Origin of the sequence: Hydrogenovibrio sp. (assembly GCF_049975065.1) — a bacterium.
Lineage (GTDB): Bacteria > Pseudomonadota > Gammaproteobacteria > Thiomicrospirales > Thiomicrospiraceae > Hydrogenovibrio.
The window spans coordinates 1-16,864 of the sequence record NZ_JBNGDN010000040.1 but is presented as its reverse complement, the minus strand read 5'-3'; the positions used below and the strand labels follow the sequence as shown (position 1 = coordinate 16,864).

Genomic DNA, 16,864 nt, shown 5'->3' with positions numbered 1-16,864 from the left:
TTTTTCATTCAACATCAAGACCGAATGCTGGCCGCCATCGACACCTACAGCACACTGCGCTGGCTGACAGTCGGTCATGCCTTGACGAAAATGCGCCGCTGGCTGAACCAGTTACCGCGCCCCGTGGCCGAAAAAATTGCTTACCGCAACGCTCTGCAACTGTTCCAGCGTCCCGACCTGATGCCGACAGCCAAAACACCTTGAAACCCGAAACCCACCAGGCCTGGTCAATCTCACGATTGAGCGCCTCGATTCCACAACACCGACAAAAAACCGTTGATTGAACCCGATGTGCTTTGTTAAAGAATCTTGTAAAGAGTCTTGAATTCAAGGGTTGTTATTTCAACCCTAGCTTGTAAAATGAAATTATGTGTTCTTTCACAAAACTCTACTCAGTTGAGACGCCTACGAGGCGTTTAAACCCTGCGTTAACGCAACCCGAATGAATCCGCTAGAATTCAATCGGAGGTCTCCCAATAAACGCCTTACCATTACGCCGAATTACGCCGCCCTAACCTGTCCTAGCCTGGATTCACAAACGTCATTGCATAATCAACACGCGGCCTTGCGATCAACACGACAATTTAAAAAAGAGCGAAACATGACAACTCAAACGACAGATGGTTTATACATTGCACTGATCAGTGTCCACGGCCTCATTCGTGGTCACAACCTGGAACTGGGTCGAGATGCCGACACTGGCGGCCAGACACTCTACGTTCTGGAGCTGGCGCAGGCACTGGCCGAAAAGCCGGAAGTGGCGCGCGTGGAGCTTTTTACCCGACGTGTTAAAGATGAACGGGTCGCAACCGACTACGCCGAACCGTTTGAATCCCTTTCCGATAAACTGCAAATCGTACGCATTGAAGCCGGGCCAGACGAGTACATCTACAAAGAGCAGCTGTGGGACTATCTCGACACCTTCACCGATAATATGGTGGATTTTTTCCGGCAACAGGAACGTTACCCTGACATTCTGCACAGCCACTACGCCGATGCCGGCTATGTCGGATCGCACCTCACCCATCAACTGTCGATCCCCTTAATCCACACTGGTCACTCACTCGGTCGCGTTAAGCGTGCACGACTGCTCGCCAGCGGCCTGACGGCAGATCAGATCGAACAAGACTACAATATGACGCGTCGCATCGACGCTGAAGAACACACCCTGGCCTCGGCGGAAAGGGTTATTACCAGCACCCACCAAGAAATTGACGAGCAGTATGAACTCTACGACTTCTACCAACCGGAACAAATGCGCGTACTGCCCCCAGGCACCAACCTCAAACATTTTATGCCGCCGATGGGCGATGAACAAAAAAGTCCACTCTATCAACGCCTGACCAAACCCCTCACCGAACCGGACAAACCGATGATTCTGGCCCTTTCACGTCCAGACCACCGCAAAAACATCACCGCGTTAATCGAGGCTTACGGTCAGTCCGAAACATTGCAAACCCTCGCCAACCTCGTCATTATTGCCGGTAACCGCGACGATGTGGACGATCTTGAAAGCGGCGCTCGCCAAGTGTTTCGTGACATCTGGGCCACCCTAGATCGCTACGACCTCTACGGCAAAATTTCCCTGCCGAAACATCATACCCGCGATGAAGTGCCCATGATTTACCGCATAGCCGCCGCCACCGGCGGCGTGTTCGTCAACCCGGCACTCACCGAGCCATTTGGCTTGACATTAATCGAAGCGGCCGCCTCCGGCCTGCCACTGGTCGCCACGGAAGACGGCGGGCCACGCGACATTATCGGCAACTGTCACAACGGCCTGCTCATTGACCCGCTGGATCCGCACACCATAACCGAAGCCTTATTGACCGTCCTTGAATCGCCCGAAACACACCAAAGGTTGGTTCATCGTGGCCTGGCAGGCGTACTGGAGCACTATGCCTGGCAAGCGCACGCCGACCGTTACCTCGACTTAATTCAGCCCATCGTCAAACAGGCCGAACGACTCGAACGCCGCCACATCGTCCGACGCGCCGAACTCTATCGCGATCGCGCCTTTGTCAGCAGTCTCGACCAAAACCTCATGGGGCATCCAGAAGCCTTAAAAACGCTCTTGGCACAACTTAAAGCGCACCGAAAAACCACTTTATTCATTGTCGCCACCAGTCGCCGCCTCGACTCCGCCCTTCGCCTGCTGAAACAGCACGCCATTCCCGAACCCGACATCATTATTTCCAGCAGCGGCACCGAGATCAGCTATGCCCCCAAACTGACCACCGACACCGCCTGGATCAAACACATTGATTACCATTGGGTGCCGCATCAAATCAGTGCCCTGCTCGACCCCCTTCCAGGTTTAAAAAAACAACCCAAAACCGAGCAGACCTATTTCAAACTCAGCTACACCCTCGACACAGATCTGCTTGAACTGGATGAAATTCGGCGTCTGCTCCATCAGGAAGAACAATCGGTTCATGTACAACTTTCCTTCGGTAAATATCTCGACATCCTCCCCATCCGCGCGTCAAAAGGCATGGCGTTGCGTTATGTGGCCGATCACTGGCAGATCCCACTGGAACGCATTCTCGTCGCCGGTGGCTCCGGTGCGGATGAAGACATGATGCGCGGCAATGCGCTGGCCGCAGTGGTCGCCAACCGGCACAACGAAGAACTGTCACAGCTGACCGATCTCGAACGCATTTATTTCGCTCAAAAACCTTATGAAGAAGGCATTCTCGAAGCGCTGGAATATTACGACTTTTTCGATAGCTGCCGTCCACCTGAGCCAGAGGATGACTCAACGGCGAGTACACAGGATAAAGATAAAGATAAGGATAAACCATGAGCCAACGCCAGCAACTTCTCCTGTGCACCGACATGGATCGCACCGTTATTCCCAACGGTGCACAGCCGGAACATCCGCTGGCGCGCCCAGCCTTCAAAGCCTTCTGCGAGGCACCTGATGTCACTCTGACGTATGTCACAGGCCGCCATTTGGCACTCATGGAAGACGCCATTCACCAATACAACCTTCCCCTCCCCGACTACGCCATCACCGATGTCGGCACACAGATTTATCACCGCACCCAAAGCGGCTGGCAGGCCTGCGAAAACTGGCATCATGAAATCAACCAGGCCTGGGGAAACTGCCAGCCCCATGACATAATCGAGATACTGGCACCCATTCAAGGCCTGACACTTCAGGAACCGGAAAAACAAAACACCCACAAAGTCAGCTTCTACGGCGATCTCAGTTTCGGCACCCAAAACGATTACTTAGCTTTGGCCAAAACCGCACTGGCACCGCTGAATATCGACACCAGCCTGATCTGGAGTTTGGACGAGGCCGCCCATGTCGGCTTACTGGATGTGTTGCCCCCCAACGCCACCAAGCGCCATGCCATTGAGTTTCTGCAACAGCAATTGGGGTTAAGCCTGTCGAATGTGATTTTTGCCGGCGACAGCGGCAATGATTTACCCGTATTATCCAGCCCCATCCATGCCATTCTGGTCGCCAACGCCTCGGACGACCTGAAACGCCAGGCCTGGCAGGAATGCCAAAAACAGCACACCGAAAGCGCTTTTTTCCAAGTGCCGGACACGGCCGACCATAAAGGTCACTACGCCGCCGGGGTGTTACAAGGCGTGCGCCATTTTGCACCACGCTTTACAGAGCGACTCGATAACATCGAACTCAGGCTTCAAAAGGAGGTTTCTGTATGACTCAGTCCAACACGCAAGCCCCGTCGGCCAACACACCGAATGCCCCCAAAAACGTCGTCTTATTTGGCGAGGTGTTATTCGACTGTTTTCCCGACGGCTCAAAAGTCATCGGTGGCGCCCCCTTCAATGTTGCCTGGCACCTGCAAGCGTTGGGCGACAATCCTTTTTTCATCTCACGCATTGGGGTGGATGCACTGGGAGACGAGCTTCTGCAAATCGCCCAGGCCTGGGGAATCCGCACTCTGGGCCTTCAGCGTGATGCTCACCACCCCACCGGACAGGTTCACATTAAACTCATTGACCAAGAACCGCACTACACCATCGCCCCCGACAGCGCCTTTGACTTCATTGAAGCCGATGCCGCCATCACTCAATGGTCACACAACCAGACAGCCAGCGCAGAAAACACTCTGCTGTATCATGGCTCTTTGGCACTGCGCAGCGATTTTGCTCGGCGGCAATTCGAACAACTGCAGCAAACCCTCCAAGGCTCCATTTTCCTGGATGTCAATCTGCGCGCGCCCTGGTGGGAAAAAGAGTCGCTTTTTCACTGGTTAAAGGCCGCACGCTGGGTCAAGCTCAATGAGGCCGAACTCCGTGACCTCGGCTTTCACCAAACCGACTTGCGCACCGCCATGCAGGCTTTTCGTGAACACTTTCAACTGGAACAGCTCATTGTCACTCAAGGTCCGGAAGGTGCCAGCGTGCTGGCACCGGAAGGTTTTAAGCAACGCGCACCGGGGAAAATCGACCAATTTGTCGATACCGTTGGCGCCGGGGATGCCTTTACCGCCGTTTACATTCATGGTCTAATACACGGCTGGTCCATCGACAAGGGGTTGCAGAAGGCGCTCACGTTTGCCAGCCACATTATCGGTTGTCAAGGCGCAACGCCGCACGACAAGTCTGTTTACCAGTCGATTTTCACCCGATCGTAACGAATCGGCCGCCACCATCATCTTACACATCGCAACGGGGACAGTATGTACGAGCAAATCTCACACTCACTGTTAAACAAACTGCTCAACCAAATCAAGCCCGATATTTACGAACAAGACCTGCGCCACTTCTATACCCGTCTCGGTGCCAATTTTTACGCCATTCACACCCTGTTCGAACGTCTTTACGGCCACCGCCCCGACTTTGAACAACAAGCGCTCAACCTAGTCGAAACCATGGCACGAAAATACATTAAACGGCCGCCCTGCTTACGCGCCATCGACATAGAACGCGAAAAGGACTACAACTGGTTTCTCAGCCAAAAATGGGTCGGCATGGCACTCTACGCTCACGGTTTTGCTGGCGATTTAAAAGGCATGCAATCCCGACTCAGCTACTTTCAAGAACTCGGCGTCAATATGGTGCACATCATGCCGCTGATGACCTGCCCAGAAGGCAAAAGTGACGGCGGTTACGCCGTCAGTAACTTTCGCGAAATCGACACTCGGGTTGGCACCTTGGAAACCTTACGCGCCCTGTCCGCCGACATGCGCGACCGAGACATTCTGCTGGCGCTGGACGTGGTGCTTAACCACACTTCCGACGAACACGAATGGGCACAGAAAGCCCGCGCGGGCGAGACCAAATACCAAGACTACTATTACACCTTCGAATCCCGCAACATTCCCGATATGTTCGAACAGACCATGCCGGAAATTTTCCCGGAAACCGCGCCCGGCAATTTCACCTGGGACGACGAAATGCAACGCTGGGTGATGACGGTATTCAACGAATATCAATGGGATCTCAACTACAGCAATCCCGCCGTGTTTATCGAAATGCTGGACATCATTCTATTCTGGGCCAATAAAGGTGCCGACATACTGCGCCTCGATGCCGTCGCTTTTCTATGGAAAAAAATCGGCAGCACCTGCCAGAACGAGCGCGAAGCGCACCTCATCCTGCAACTGCTGAAGGACTGCTGCCAAGTCACCGCACCGGGCGTCCTCTTCATTGCCGAGGCGATTGTCGCCCCCGTGGAAGTCACCAAATATTTCGGCGAAGACGCGGTCATCGCCAAAGAATGCGAAATCGCCTACAACGCCACCTTTATGGCGCTGATGTGGGACGCCATTGCCACCAAAAACGCCCGCCTGCTCAACCAAGGCATCCAAAGCCTGCCCAACAAGCTGGAAAGAGCCACTTGGTTGAACTATGTCCGCTGTCACGACGACATCGGCCTGGGTTTTGACGACAAAGACATTATCCGCGCCGGTTACGAACCCGTTTCACACCGCCGCTTTTTAATCGACTACCTTACCGGTCAATTCGACAATTCCCATGCCCGCGGCTTGCCGTTCGGGCAGAACGAAAAAACCGGCGACGCCCGCATATCCGGCTCCCTTGCCTCCCTGGTCGGGCTGCAATACGCGCTGGAAAGCGGCGATCTGGATGCGGTGGAAGACGCCGTCCAACTCATTATCCTCCTGCACAGTATGATTCTGTCCTTCGGCGGCCTGCCGCTGCTGTATTACGGCGATGAAATCGGCACCCTCAATGACGATTCCTACCTGTCCGACCCCAACAAAATGGACGACAACCGCTGGGTGCATCGACCTTCCATCGACTGGGACAAAGCCCAAGCTCGCCACACCCCCGGATGTGTGGAATACGACATTTTCAACGCACTGAAAAAACTCATCTCGGTGCGCAAGGATGTTTCCGTGTTTTCCGACTTCAACAACCGTGAAATGATTGACCTAGACAATCCCAACCTGTTTGCCTTCACACGTTACGACCCCCATAAATACAATGAACGGGTTTTGGTGGTCGCCAACTTCAACAGCCAGCCGCAAAAACTGGATCTCGAATCCATCGACGGCTGGGGACGCTACCGCAAAGGGCAATTAATCGACCTTTACACCCGCCACAAACCGGAGATTTTCAACAACACCCTCGTCATTCCCGGCTTTGGCTTTTACTGGCTCTATGAAATGTAACCGCATGACAAAGACGACCGAAACCCTTACAGCCGCTAGACCGGAGCCAACCTCAGAAATCACCGAGGCCGACCAGCAGTTTATGCGCCGCGCCATTGCGCTGTCACACGACAAAATGCAAGCCGGTTGCGGTGGTCCTTTTGGTGCCGTCATCGCCCGCAACGGCAACCTCATCGCCGAAGGCTACAACCAAGTGACCCACGCCCAAGACCCAACCGCCCACGCCGAAATCACCGCAATTCGCCAGGCCTGCACCGCACTGGGCACACACGACTTGTCCGGTTGCGTCATCTACACCAGTTGCGAACCCTGCCCCATGTGTCTCAGTGCCATCTACTGGGCGCGACTGGATCGGATCTACTACGCCAACACTCGCGAAGACGCCGCCAATATCGGGTTTGACGACGCCTTTCTGTATGACGAAATCGCCCGTCCTCTGGCCGAACGGCAGTTGCCGATGATTCGATTACTCGGTCGCGAAGCCATCCGCCCATTTCAGGCCTGGCAAAATAAAGTCGATAAGCAACCCTATTGAGTGCTTTGCAGCCAAAAGACCAGGCCGGGTCAAATGCAAAAAATCCAACCCGTTACGCACTAGCTCTTAAAATCAGGTTATAATCACGACACTCAACCGCTGGTTCGAAAACATTACAAAGGAGTGATATTCATGGGATTTGATATTTTTGTACTCGCCGTGTTGGCGCTGGTGATCATTTACCTGTTTATGGCCGTCAAGATTGTGCCTCAAGCCGAACAATGGGTCATCGAGCGTCTCGGCCGCTATCACAAAACACTGGAAGGCGGCATTAACTTCATCATTCCCGTGATCGACCAGCGTCGTTCCAAATTCGTCACTCAGGAGCAATTGATTGACGTGCCGCAACAGTCGGTCATCACCCGAGACAATGTCTCCATTCTGATTGACGCCGTGGTGTTCATTCGAGTCAACAATGCCAAACAGGCCACCTACGAAATTCTCGACCTGAAAATCGCCATCGCTCAATTGGCGCAGACCACCTTGCGCTCGGAAATCGGCCGCATGGAATTGGATGAAACCCTTTCCAGCCGTTCCGACCTGAATGCCGCCCTGCTGGCGGCACTGGATCAGGCGTCCGGCACCTGGGGCGCGAAAGTCACCCGTGTGGAAGTCTCCGACATCATCGTGCCGGAAAACGTGCAAAAAGCCATGGAACTGCAACTGGAGGCGGAACGCAAAAAACGCGCCGTGGAAATCGAAGCCAACGGCCAGAAAAACGCCACCATCACCATTGCCGAGGGCGAAAAGCAAAAAGCCTACCGCGAAGCCGAGGCTTTGGAAAGAACCGCCGAAGCCCAACGCTTTGAAAAAGAACAATTGGCCGAAGGCGACAAAAAAGCCATGGAACTGATCAATCTCGCCATGGCCGAAAACCAAACCGCCGCCGAATTTCTACTGGCGAAAGAGCGCATCGAAGCCTTCTCTGGCATTGCCGCCTCCGACAGTGCCAACAAAGTCGTGGTGCCGGTGGAAACCTCCGAGATGGTTGGCTCACTGACTGCTTTAGCGCAAATCCTGCGCGATTCGAACAAAGCCCTGTAAACACCGCACCCCATAGGAGTCCGATCATGGAAGCACTCGCCCCCATTTCAAACTGGATACTGCTAGCGGTCGGCGTGGCACTGATTGTCGCGGAAATACTCACCTTGACCTTTATCTTGGTATTTATCGGCCTCGGCTTTGTGCTCACCGCACTGGTGGGGGAGTTTATCTGGCCGTTTGACAACGCCACGCAACAGTTGCTGTTTATGGCACTGGTCAGTTTCCTACTGGCGTTTGCGTTTAAATCGCACCTCACCCGACGTTTCGGCCCCAATGTGGAATCGATTCAACTGGAAACGCTGACACTCGGCGAAAAGGGGCAGCTTCTTGAGCATGATGGCCAGTTCCGTGTCAATTACAAAGGCACCACCTATGCGGTCGCCAACACGGATGAAGACGATTTTCAGCCAGGCGACACCGTATTGGTCACTCAATTGAAAAATAACCAGGCCTGGGTAAAAAAGCCCGCAAACGCCACCAAGCCGGCACACTGAAAAACGCCATCCATTCCGGATTCACCCACCCGGAATCGCCCACCCATAGAGCCATTTCACGTTAACCCATAGCAAAGTCCTATGGTTGAAGTGCCACTTCATCCCGTAAAATACAGTCACTTGACAACCATTAAAGGCAAGCGACCATGACCCGCAAAGTGACCGTTTCCGGAAGCCTCGGCATTGACCAGGGCAACGACCGCCACATCAGCTTTGGGGACTATCAACGCAACAACACCCAAAAACAGATTACCGGCCGCGCCGCACACAACCAACCGATTGATACCCAAGTCGCCAACGAACAGGTGAGCTGTCAACCGGCCGATAAACATCTGGCCGAAGCCCTGTTTGACCAATGGAATCGTGCCTTACAGACCGGCGATGCCAAACAAGTCGCGGCACTCTATGCCGAGGATGCCGTGCTCTTGCCCACCGTATCGAATGTACCGCGCACCAATACCGCCGAAATCGAAGACTACTTCCAACACTTTCTGCAAAAGAAACCCTTCGGGATCATTAAACAGCGCAATATCAAAAAAGGCTGTAATAAACTCACCGATGCCGGCATCTACGACTTTGAGGTGGAAACCGATGGTCAAAAGACCATCGTGCCCGCGCGTTACACTTTTGTTTACGAATATCGTGGCCAGCAATGGAAAATCGTCCATCACCACTCCTCCACGATGCCGGAAAAATAACCGCACCTTAACCCCCCAAAAGACCAGGCCTGGCCGTATGCCCTTCCGCTGACGCGCCAGCGTCATCTGTCAAGATAGTCGAAAATAACTCATCATGACGTTTTTGTGATAAATCGCCTCTCAACGGTCTCCCATCTACTTATTCCATGCAAAATGCGTACAATGGAAATATCGTTGAGTCTGATCCGGCGCACTGAGGCACTGTGACCAACTCCGCTCACTGTCAGTTAGCCCGAAAATTTCATAAATTTGCGCCAAGATCGCGCAGAAATTTGTTTTCACAAGGAAATTTCTGAAGGAGTGCCGACTCCACGATTACGACCGACTGAAGAAACATGGCTTGTGGAATCAAAGGGCAAGCGAGATGGTGCTTAATTTATGAATTTTTCGGGCTAGGAGAAATAAATGAAACAGATCGTCATTGTCGGCGGCGGTGCAGGCGGCCTGGAACTGGCCACCCACCTAGGCCGCTCTTTAGGCAAAAAAGGCTTTGCGGAAATCACCCTGGTGGACGCCAACCGCGTGCATCTGTGGAAACCACTCTTGCATGAAGTGGCCTCCGGCTCACTGGACACAGGACGGGAAGCCTTGAGCTATCGTGCCCACTCGGCAGAAAACGGTTATTATTTTCGTCTGGGACGCATGACCACCCTGGACAAGAAAGCACGCACGATCACCCTCGCGCCCTGGCTGGATCATCATCAAAAAGAAGTGCTTGCGGAACGCACCCTAAGTTACGATTATCTGGTCATGGCCGTGGGCGCACGTTGCAATGATTTTGGCATGACTCAGGTGCGGGAACACTGTTACACGCTGGACTCCGCCGTCGAAGCCGAAGATTTTCATCAGGCCTTCCTGAATCGTTTTCTGCAATACTCGGAACAGGCTGATGCCTTAGCCACGCCCGCTGCGAACAGCCCGCCGGTGCACATTGCCATTGTCGGTGCGGGCGCCACCGGCGTCGAGCTGGCGGCGGAACTGCGTCAGGCCGTGGAACGACTGGAAGCGTTTGGGTTGAAATCCACCCACTCAAACAGCTTAAAAATCAGCCTGATTGAAGCCACCCAACGCCTTCTCCCGGCCTTGCCGGAGCATCTCGCTGACAAGGCGCGGCAAACGCTTGTGGCACACGATATTGATATTTTGACCAACACGATGATTAAAGACATTGAAGCAAACCGTTTAATCACCGCAGACAGCGCCATTGAGGCGGACATGATTGTCTGGGCGGCTGGCGTCAAAGCCCCGGCGTTTTTAGCCGAACTGGACTTACCGACCAATCGCATCCATCAGATTGAAGTGGACGACACCCTGCGGGTGCAAGGGGAAGACCGTATTTTCGCCATTGGCGATTGTGCCGCCCTGATGCAAGGCCAAGGTGAATCTGCCAGGCCGGTTCCGGCGCTGGCGCAAGCCGCGCACCAGATGGCAGAAGTCTGCGCTCGCAATCTGGAAGCCGTTATCCTCAGCCGCCAAACTCGGTCGTTTGTCTATGAAGATCACGGGGCTTTGATTTCACTCAGCGACTATCAGACCGTTGGCGGACTGATGCACAAACTCTTTAAAAAACCTTGGTTTATCGAAGGTCGCACCGCACATCTGGCCTACAACAGCTTGTATCGGCAACATCAACTGACGCTGCACGGTCGCTGGAAAATGCTGTGGATTCTGCTCACGGCCTTTGTGGAAAAACGTGTTAAACCGGCTCTTAAGGTCTATTAACCCGAAAAGAAGTTGTGTCAGCGTATGTTTTCTCCGATAATCACGTTGAAAGGCGGCTTCCGCACTTTTACATAAACCATCTCTCTGAACGACACACTTAATGGATAAGGATGAGGACATCACATGAACGACGAACGTAATCCAAGCAGCACCCCCGCAAACGAAACCATCGAAACGCCACCGGCACCTACGTCAACACCCTCGCCGGAAGCCGCCGCAAGCTCATCGGCATCAACCGACAAACCCGCAGACACCACCAACGCAAAAATTGTCTATGTGCTGTATTTAGTCGGCTTGGTCATCGGCCTCACCGCACTGGTGGGTGTGGTCATGGCGTATGTCAAACGCGGCGAACACGACCAGCCGGAGTGGCTGGAATCGCATTACAGCTTTCAAATTCAAACCTTCTGGTACGGTTTAGCCTATTTAGTTGTCGGGGCCTTGCTTTCGATGATTGTGATCGGCTGGCTGGTATTGCTATGGTGGATGATCTGGTTGGTGGTGCGCTGTGTGAAAGGCTTGAGTGCCTTGGATCGTCAGGCAACCATTGAAGGCACCCTGTTCGGCTTTGGCGATTATCGCTGATCGGACGGCCCGTTTTACCAAGCCTGGCGATTTTCACCAGGCCTGGTGGTTTCAGCTTGAGCCTTTAATATTCAATCTGAATGAGCGGCGTGTTTTCTTTATAAACCGTGGTGCCTTTGGGGGCGTCGATTTTGGCAATTTTGCCACTGACCGGTGCTTTGATCTTAAAGTATTTCGCCCAGGCCTGGGTGTATTCCAGTTCGCCTTTGGCGCGAATCAGTTGCTGTTGACTGGTATCGTAAGCCAATTGCGCCGCGTCCAATTCTCGCTTGGCCGTCACGGTGCGGTCAAACAGATCCAGCGCCTGATCCAACTCAATTTTGGCATCGGCCAGTTTCAACTCCCAAAACCCGACTTGGGCTTTCGCGCTTTTCAGCTTGGCTTGAAAACGGGCGTCGTCAATGGTCATCAACAACTGCCCGGCTTTCACAGCGTCGCCCGATTTTACCAGCACGGTTTCCACTTGCCCGACCACCAGCGACCCGATTTTCACCACGTCCGCTGCGGCGCTCTGCAAGCCGCTTAAAAAAAGGCTGCCGATTAAAAGCCCCCCAACCGCGCCGTGTTTCAGTGTGTTCAAGGATGTTGGCTTGCTGTTCATTTATATGTCTCCAATGCTACTTGTTTTCCGGTTAAATAGTCCAGTTTTGCCCACTGAAGCGTCTGTCGAAATTTCTGCGCAATGACCTGATAATTCGCTTCCGACAATCGCACCATGGAGTCCCCTAAATCGGTGGTGGATTCATTTTCATAAAGCGCGCGACTGTAGTCGAGATAGAGTTCGGAATATTCACCGAAAACGGTGTTTTGTTTCTTTTCCGCTTCGGCCATTTGCAATTTGAAATACAAGTCGGCCACCTGATCGCGCAAGGTTTGCTGATATTGTTGAATTTCCGCCTGAATTTCCTGCACCCCAGCGCGTGCTTCGCTCACCCGAGCGGAACGCACGCCGCCGTCGTACAGCGGATAATTCATAGTCAAGTCCACCCGCCAGCGCCCTTCACGACCATAAGCATAGTTCGAAGAATAGCCCGCCAGCGCATCCATTCGAAACACCGGTTTGTCTTCCAAAGATTCACCTTCCAAATCGGACTGCGCCGCTTGCAAACGCATTTCCAAATGCTGCAGATACGGATTGTTGGCCAGCGCCATGTCCTGATAATGTTTTAAATCTTCCAACGGACGCCCGGTGATACTGTTGAGCTTGGGGAAGTCTAACTTATCCGCCAGTCTGTCCGGCTGACCGACCAGATTGGCCAAATAGGTACGGGTGCGACGTTGCTCGTAAGACGCCCGGCTGCGTTTGACCAGAAGCTTTTCATAATCGGCTTGCAGCTTGATGTAATCCACATCCGACAGTTGCTGCAGTTCATGGCGGTCACGCGCCTTGTCCATCGCAATATAAGCCACCGCCATGGCTTCATTTTCAATGCGGTATTGGAAGTCCGCAAGAATGATATTGAAATAGGCCTGCATCAGTCGAATCTGAAACTGGATTTTTTCATCTTCGTATAGTCGGTTTTGCGCGACCAGACGTTTTTCTTCAGCTTCCAAGGCCGCGTCATTGCGACCGAAATCGTAAATTTCTTTCCCCAGCGCCAAGCCGAACAAATGATTATCTTCCGGTTGGAAATCGTATTCTCGCCAACCGAGACGGCCAATCAGATTCAGCTCAAAATTATCTTCGGTTTCCTGCAGATTATAGCGAGCCTGAGCGCGCGCCTGACGCGCCTGGGCACCCAAAATCTGTGGGCTGATGCTGTCCGGCAAGGCCATGACACTTTCCAAGGTTAAGGGTTCCGGCAAGACTGGCACCGTTGGCGTCTCTTCTGTTTGCACCGTCGGCCCAGCCACCGCTTCGGCTGGGGGCGTCGATGCTTGGCGGGTTTGCCCCTCATCGGCCGCATAGACTGGCCAGGCCAGCATCAAAGTCGTTGCCAGAGAAAGACGCATCCCTCTGGGTAATGTTTTCAGTTTCATCATAAGCGCGCCTGTTTAAAAGAGAAATGGAATAAAGTGTGAACGGCTATTTATTGCTGTCGCTTGTAGCGTGTGAACGACATATCCTTATAAGCGCCGTCCACTACATATTTTCCAAGCAGCATAAACTCCTCTTTGGTGCGGGTTGGACCGGTATAGCGCACAATCGGCTGGCCTTTTAGGTCAAAAATAATCATCACTGGCGTGGCGCGTACCCGATAAATTTTTTCTGAAATGAACTGAGAGGTGCCTTCCGTGCCATCGAAATTCACCATTTCATTCGAGCCTTCAATGTCCATTTGATAGGTTAGAAAGTGTTTCTTAAAATACTGAATCACATCCGGTTGATTGAGGATGGTATTTTTCATGCGGTCGCAGAAGGGGCATTCTTCCATATGAAAGAAAATGAAAATACCCTGCTTGCCATCGTCTTTGGCGACCTCGAGTTCTTCTTGCAGATTACCAAAGGTTTCATCGAAAAAATCCGCCGCCTGCGCTTGAAAGCCCACCAGTGCCAACAGCACGGTGGCGAGAATTTTGGAAATAGGGTTCATAAGCCGTCCTCTTGTTAGCGTTCCGCTGATTAAATCAGAAGTTCATTCAGAAGTTAATTGGAATTTAACCCGTATTTATCCATAAAATCGGACAAAAAATATGGATTAAAAATGAAAGCGTGTGAAAGGGTTGACAGTCCAGTTGACCGCCCGTGCCCATAAAACGGGACTGAGTGGGATCAGTGCAATAGCTTGAGTCGGATGCGGCAACGGTCAAGATAGGCGGTTAGGTATCGTCTTCGCGCAGGAGCGCTTGAAAATCCGAATTACCCTTGAGCGAATGGAATACAGGATCGTTCTGAACCTGCTCTTTATAACCATCGGATTTTTCCACCGCCTTTTGCAAATATTCCATCGCATCGGTTGGCTTATCCATCAATGCGTAGGCACCGGCCAGCTGATAGAAGGCATGGGTATTTTCCGGCTCGACACGCAACGCCTGATTACACAGGTTAATCGCCCATTGTGGCTCGCCCATTTCCAGAGCGGCATCGGCTTTATAGGTCATGGCTTCGGCATTACTCGGGTCAATTTCCAGAATCTGATCGTAAATCGCCATGCGATTACTCAAAATCTGTTCCTGCCCGGCCTTCAACCACAGACTGTGAATGTCCTGATGTTGTGCTATGCGCTTTTGAGCACTGGTAATGCCGCGCGATTTTCGATTCAACTCTTCTTCGAGTTTGGCCAAGCGATCTTCGTATTCTTCAATGACTTTACTCACCTTGGTATCGGCGAGATTCATCACCTTTTCTTTCACATCACGCATGGAAGTCCATCCCACCAAAAGCAGTACGGATGAAATACCGGCGATCAGGTAAAAGAAATAGGTCACGGTGTCGGTAGCATAGCCTACGGCACGGGATGTCGCGGACAACTCTCGATTGGTCACTTCTTTGGTGAGTTCGACGCGCAATTCATTCATGTCCACGCGCAATTGTTTTAGCTCATCAATGACATAACGTTCAATAAACGGGTTGTATATGGGTTCTTCCAGTGTTTCCACATCCTGGGTTTCTTTGGTGTGGCGCTGGTCAGCCGACCAGGCCTGGCCAAACGTCACCCAGAGCAGAAAAACCATTAATGCTCGCATATCGCTTTCCCGTGGTTATGAACTTCGATGAGTTTGGAATGCAGCGCTTTAACGGTGCGCTCAAAGTCGGTTTCATTGACAAAAAACTGCATTTCCACCTGTCGCGTATTCTGATGAATCGCCTCAACATTAATGCCGCCGTCAAACAAGGTCTGCACCGCTTGCACCAGCAGCCCTTTAATGCGCATATCGCTGCCCATTGCGGACGCCAGCGCCACCTTGCTTGTTTGAATGGTGACGGTCGGCAAGGCCTGTTGCAACTGTTCAGTCAAGCGTTTCACCTTTTTCAGCGAAGCACTGACGTATAGGGTAATGGTGTTGGCATTGAAATCTTTGGTGATGACCTGACATTTTAAACGCTGGCTGGTATCAATCAAGACTTTTTCATAATGCGACTGCTGCCCCATCATTTCCTGATCGAACACTTCCACCGCAATCAGATTGGGCATACCGGCAATGATTTCCACCTGCGGGAATTCACTGAAATAGTCTTCGGTAAACAAGGTGCCGTGATGCGCGGGATCAAAGGTATTTTTAATGCGCAGTGGAATCTGAGATTGTCGCAACCCCTGCGCCGCTTTCGGGTGCACCGCTTCCATGCCCAGATTGGCCAGCTGATCGGCAATGTCGTAATTGGTTTTACCGATTGGCACCACATTGTCTTCACCGACCAGTTTCGGGTCGGCACTGCTGAGGTGATATTCCTTGTGAATCACCGCTTCGGTGGCTTGGCACAAGACCGCAATCCGGCTGAAGGTCATTTCGCTGTAGCCACGGTCAAAGGTGTGCATCAAGTTTTCTTGACAATGGGCATAGCCGGTGACAATGGGGAGAACGCTTTCAAAATCAACCGCTCCCAAGTGGTTCTGAATCACCTCGTCCAGCGGCAAGGTTCGCTCCGCCTGCCAGCCGGTCAGATCAATGAATTGGGCGTTAACCCCTTCTTGCTGCAACAGGTGCGCGAGATTCCAGGCGCTGTGCGCTTCCCCCAGACTCGCCAGTAGCTCACGTACCGTCAGCAGATGGCTTTCCAGCGAAAAATGACCGTGACGACACAAATTCTGCAGATGGTTTAACAACTGTTTCGTCTGCGCAAAGCGCTCGTCGATAAAGTCGTTGGCTTGAGTGCGCAGTTCGCTGTTGTTAAACAGGCTGGCATTGATTTTGTTCAGCTTCAAACTCAGCTGATCCAACGCAATGCGCCAATCGTCTTCAACGTCGTCATTGGCAAACAGACCGTAAACACCGGGTTGATCGGTTTTTTTGTGTTCCAGCAGGTCATTGGTGACGCCGCCATAAGCGGACACCACAAAGATGCGCTGGTAAGGGTTCTCCGGATAAAGGATGATGTTGTCACGCACGGCCGCGTAATCACTCATGGAGGTGCCGCCGATTTTTTCAACACTCAATTTACGTTTTGATGAATTGTTCAATGTATTTGACATGGTTTTATATAAATCACTCTTTGATTTATGAGTTCGGAGATTGCATTAATATGCGTTAGAGGTCTTTGCAAATCATGGTGCCATTAAGACC

15 protein-coding genes and 1 pseudogene are annotated in these 16,864 nt (G+C 52.4%); 11 read left to right on the top strand and 5 right to left on the bottom strand.

The features are described from left to right. The 11 genes and pseudogenes from ACP5D0_RS06255 to ACP5D0_RS06205 form a co-directional block, all read left to right on the top strand. Positions 1-204: pseudogene (locus ACP5D0_RS06255) on the top strand (amidohydrolase); the annotation flags it as partial. Positions 205-601: 397 nt separating this feature from the next. Further along, positions 602-2,806, top strand: a complete 2,205-nt coding sequence (locus ACP5D0_RS06250) for an HAD family hydrolase (protein WP_472364803.1) — start codon at positions 602-604, stop codon at positions 2,804-2,806. Next, complete coding sequence (locus tag ACP5D0_RS06245) at positions 2,803-3,684, top strand: HAD-IIB family hydrolase (protein WP_472364802.1); 882 nt, start codon at positions 2,803-2,805, stop codon at positions 3,682-3,684. Before ACP5D0_RS06250 ends, ACP5D0_RS06245 begins: the two co-directional genes overlap by 4 nt. Then, on the top strand, positions 3,681-4,622 hold the full coding sequence (locus ACP5D0_RS06240; protein ID WP_472364801.1) for a PfkB family carbohydrate kinase: 942 nt from the start codon (positions 3,681-3,683) through the stop codon (positions 4,620-4,622). Before ACP5D0_RS06245 ends, ACP5D0_RS06240 begins: the two co-directional genes overlap by 4 nt. Positions 4,623-4,667: 45 nt before the next feature. Next, positions 4,668-6,623, top strand: coding sequence for an alpha-amylase family glycosyl hydrolase (locus tag ACP5D0_RS06235; RefSeq protein ID WP_472364800.1), 1,956 nt, complete (start codon positions 4,668-4,670; stop codon positions 6,621-6,623). Positions 6,624-6,627: 4 nt separating this feature from the next. Beyond that, complete coding sequence (locus ACP5D0_RS06230; RefSeq protein WP_472364799.1) at positions 6,628-7,158, top strand: nucleoside deaminase; 531 nt, start codon at positions 6,628-6,630, stop codon at positions 7,156-7,158. 132 nt (positions 7,159-7,290) lie between these two features. Continuing rightward, positions 7,291-8,202, top strand: a complete 912-nt coding sequence (locus ACP5D0_RS06225) for an SPFH domain-containing protein (RefSeq protein ID WP_472364798.1) — start codon at positions 7,291-7,293, stop codon at positions 8,200-8,202. Positions 8,203-8,228: 26 nt separating this feature from the next. Further along, positions 8,229-8,696: an NfeD family protein gene (locus tag ACP5D0_RS06220; RefSeq protein ID WP_472364797.1), complete on the top strand. Its 468-nt coding sequence runs from the start codon at positions 8,229-8,231 to the stop codon at positions 8,694-8,696. 146 nt (positions 8,697-8,842) lie between these two features. After that, positions 8,843-9,394, top strand: a complete 552-nt coding sequence (locus ACP5D0_RS06215; RefSeq protein ID WP_472364796.1) for an SgcJ/EcaC family oxidoreductase — start codon at positions 8,843-8,845, stop codon at positions 9,392-9,394. 405 nt (positions 9,395-9,799) lie between these two features. Beyond that, positions 9,800-11,116 (top strand): NAD(P)/FAD-dependent oxidoreductase, encoded by a 1,317-nt coding sequence (locus ACP5D0_RS06210; protein ID WP_472364795.1) that lies wholly within the window; start codon positions 9,800-9,802, stop codon positions 11,114-11,116. Positions 11,117-11,239: 123 nt separating this feature from the next. Beyond that, positions 11,240-11,701, top strand: coding sequence for a DUF4870 family protein (locus ACP5D0_RS06205; RefSeq protein WP_472364794.1), 462 nt, complete (start codon positions 11,240-11,242; stop codon positions 11,699-11,701). Positions 11,702-11,765: 64 nt separating this feature from the next. Here the strand turns inward: ACP5D0_RS06205 and ACP5D0_RS06200 are convergent, their stop codons facing one another. The 5 genes from ACP5D0_RS06200 to ACP5D0_RS06180 all read right to left on the bottom strand — a co-directional run bounded on the left by ACP5D0_RS06200 (position 11,766) and on the right by ACP5D0_RS06180 (position 16,773). Beyond that, positions 11,766-12,302: an efflux RND transporter periplasmic adaptor subunit gene (locus ACP5D0_RS06200; protein ID WP_472364793.1), complete on the bottom strand. Its 537-nt coding sequence runs from the start codon at positions 12,300-12,302 to the stop codon at positions 11,766-11,768. Next, positions 12,299-13,684, bottom strand: a complete 1,386-nt coding sequence (locus ACP5D0_RS06195) for a TolC family protein (RefSeq protein ID WP_472364792.1) — start codon at positions 13,682-13,684, stop codon at positions 12,299-12,301. Before ACP5D0_RS06195 ends, ACP5D0_RS06200 begins: the two co-directional genes overlap by 4 nt. A gap of 47 nt (positions 13,685-13,731) precedes the next feature. Continuing rightward, positions 13,732-14,235 (bottom strand): thioredoxin family protein, encoded by a 504-nt coding sequence (locus ACP5D0_RS06190; RefSeq protein WP_472364791.1) that lies wholly within the window; start codon positions 14,233-14,235, stop codon positions 13,732-13,734. 226 nt (positions 14,236-14,461) lie between these two features. Next, positions 14,462-15,328 (bottom strand): tetratricopeptide repeat protein, encoded by an 867-nt coding sequence (locus ACP5D0_RS06185; RefSeq protein WP_472364790.1) that lies wholly within the window; start codon positions 15,326-15,328, stop codon positions 14,462-14,464. After that, entirely contained in the window at positions 15,316-16,773 is a 1,458-nt protein-coding gene (locus tag ACP5D0_RS06180) for an aspartate kinase (RefSeq protein WP_472364789.1), read from the bottom strand. The genes ACP5D0_RS06185 and ACP5D0_RS06180 overlap by 13 nt, the downstream gene beginning before the upstream one ends. Positions 16,774-16,864: the final 91 nt, after the last annotated feature.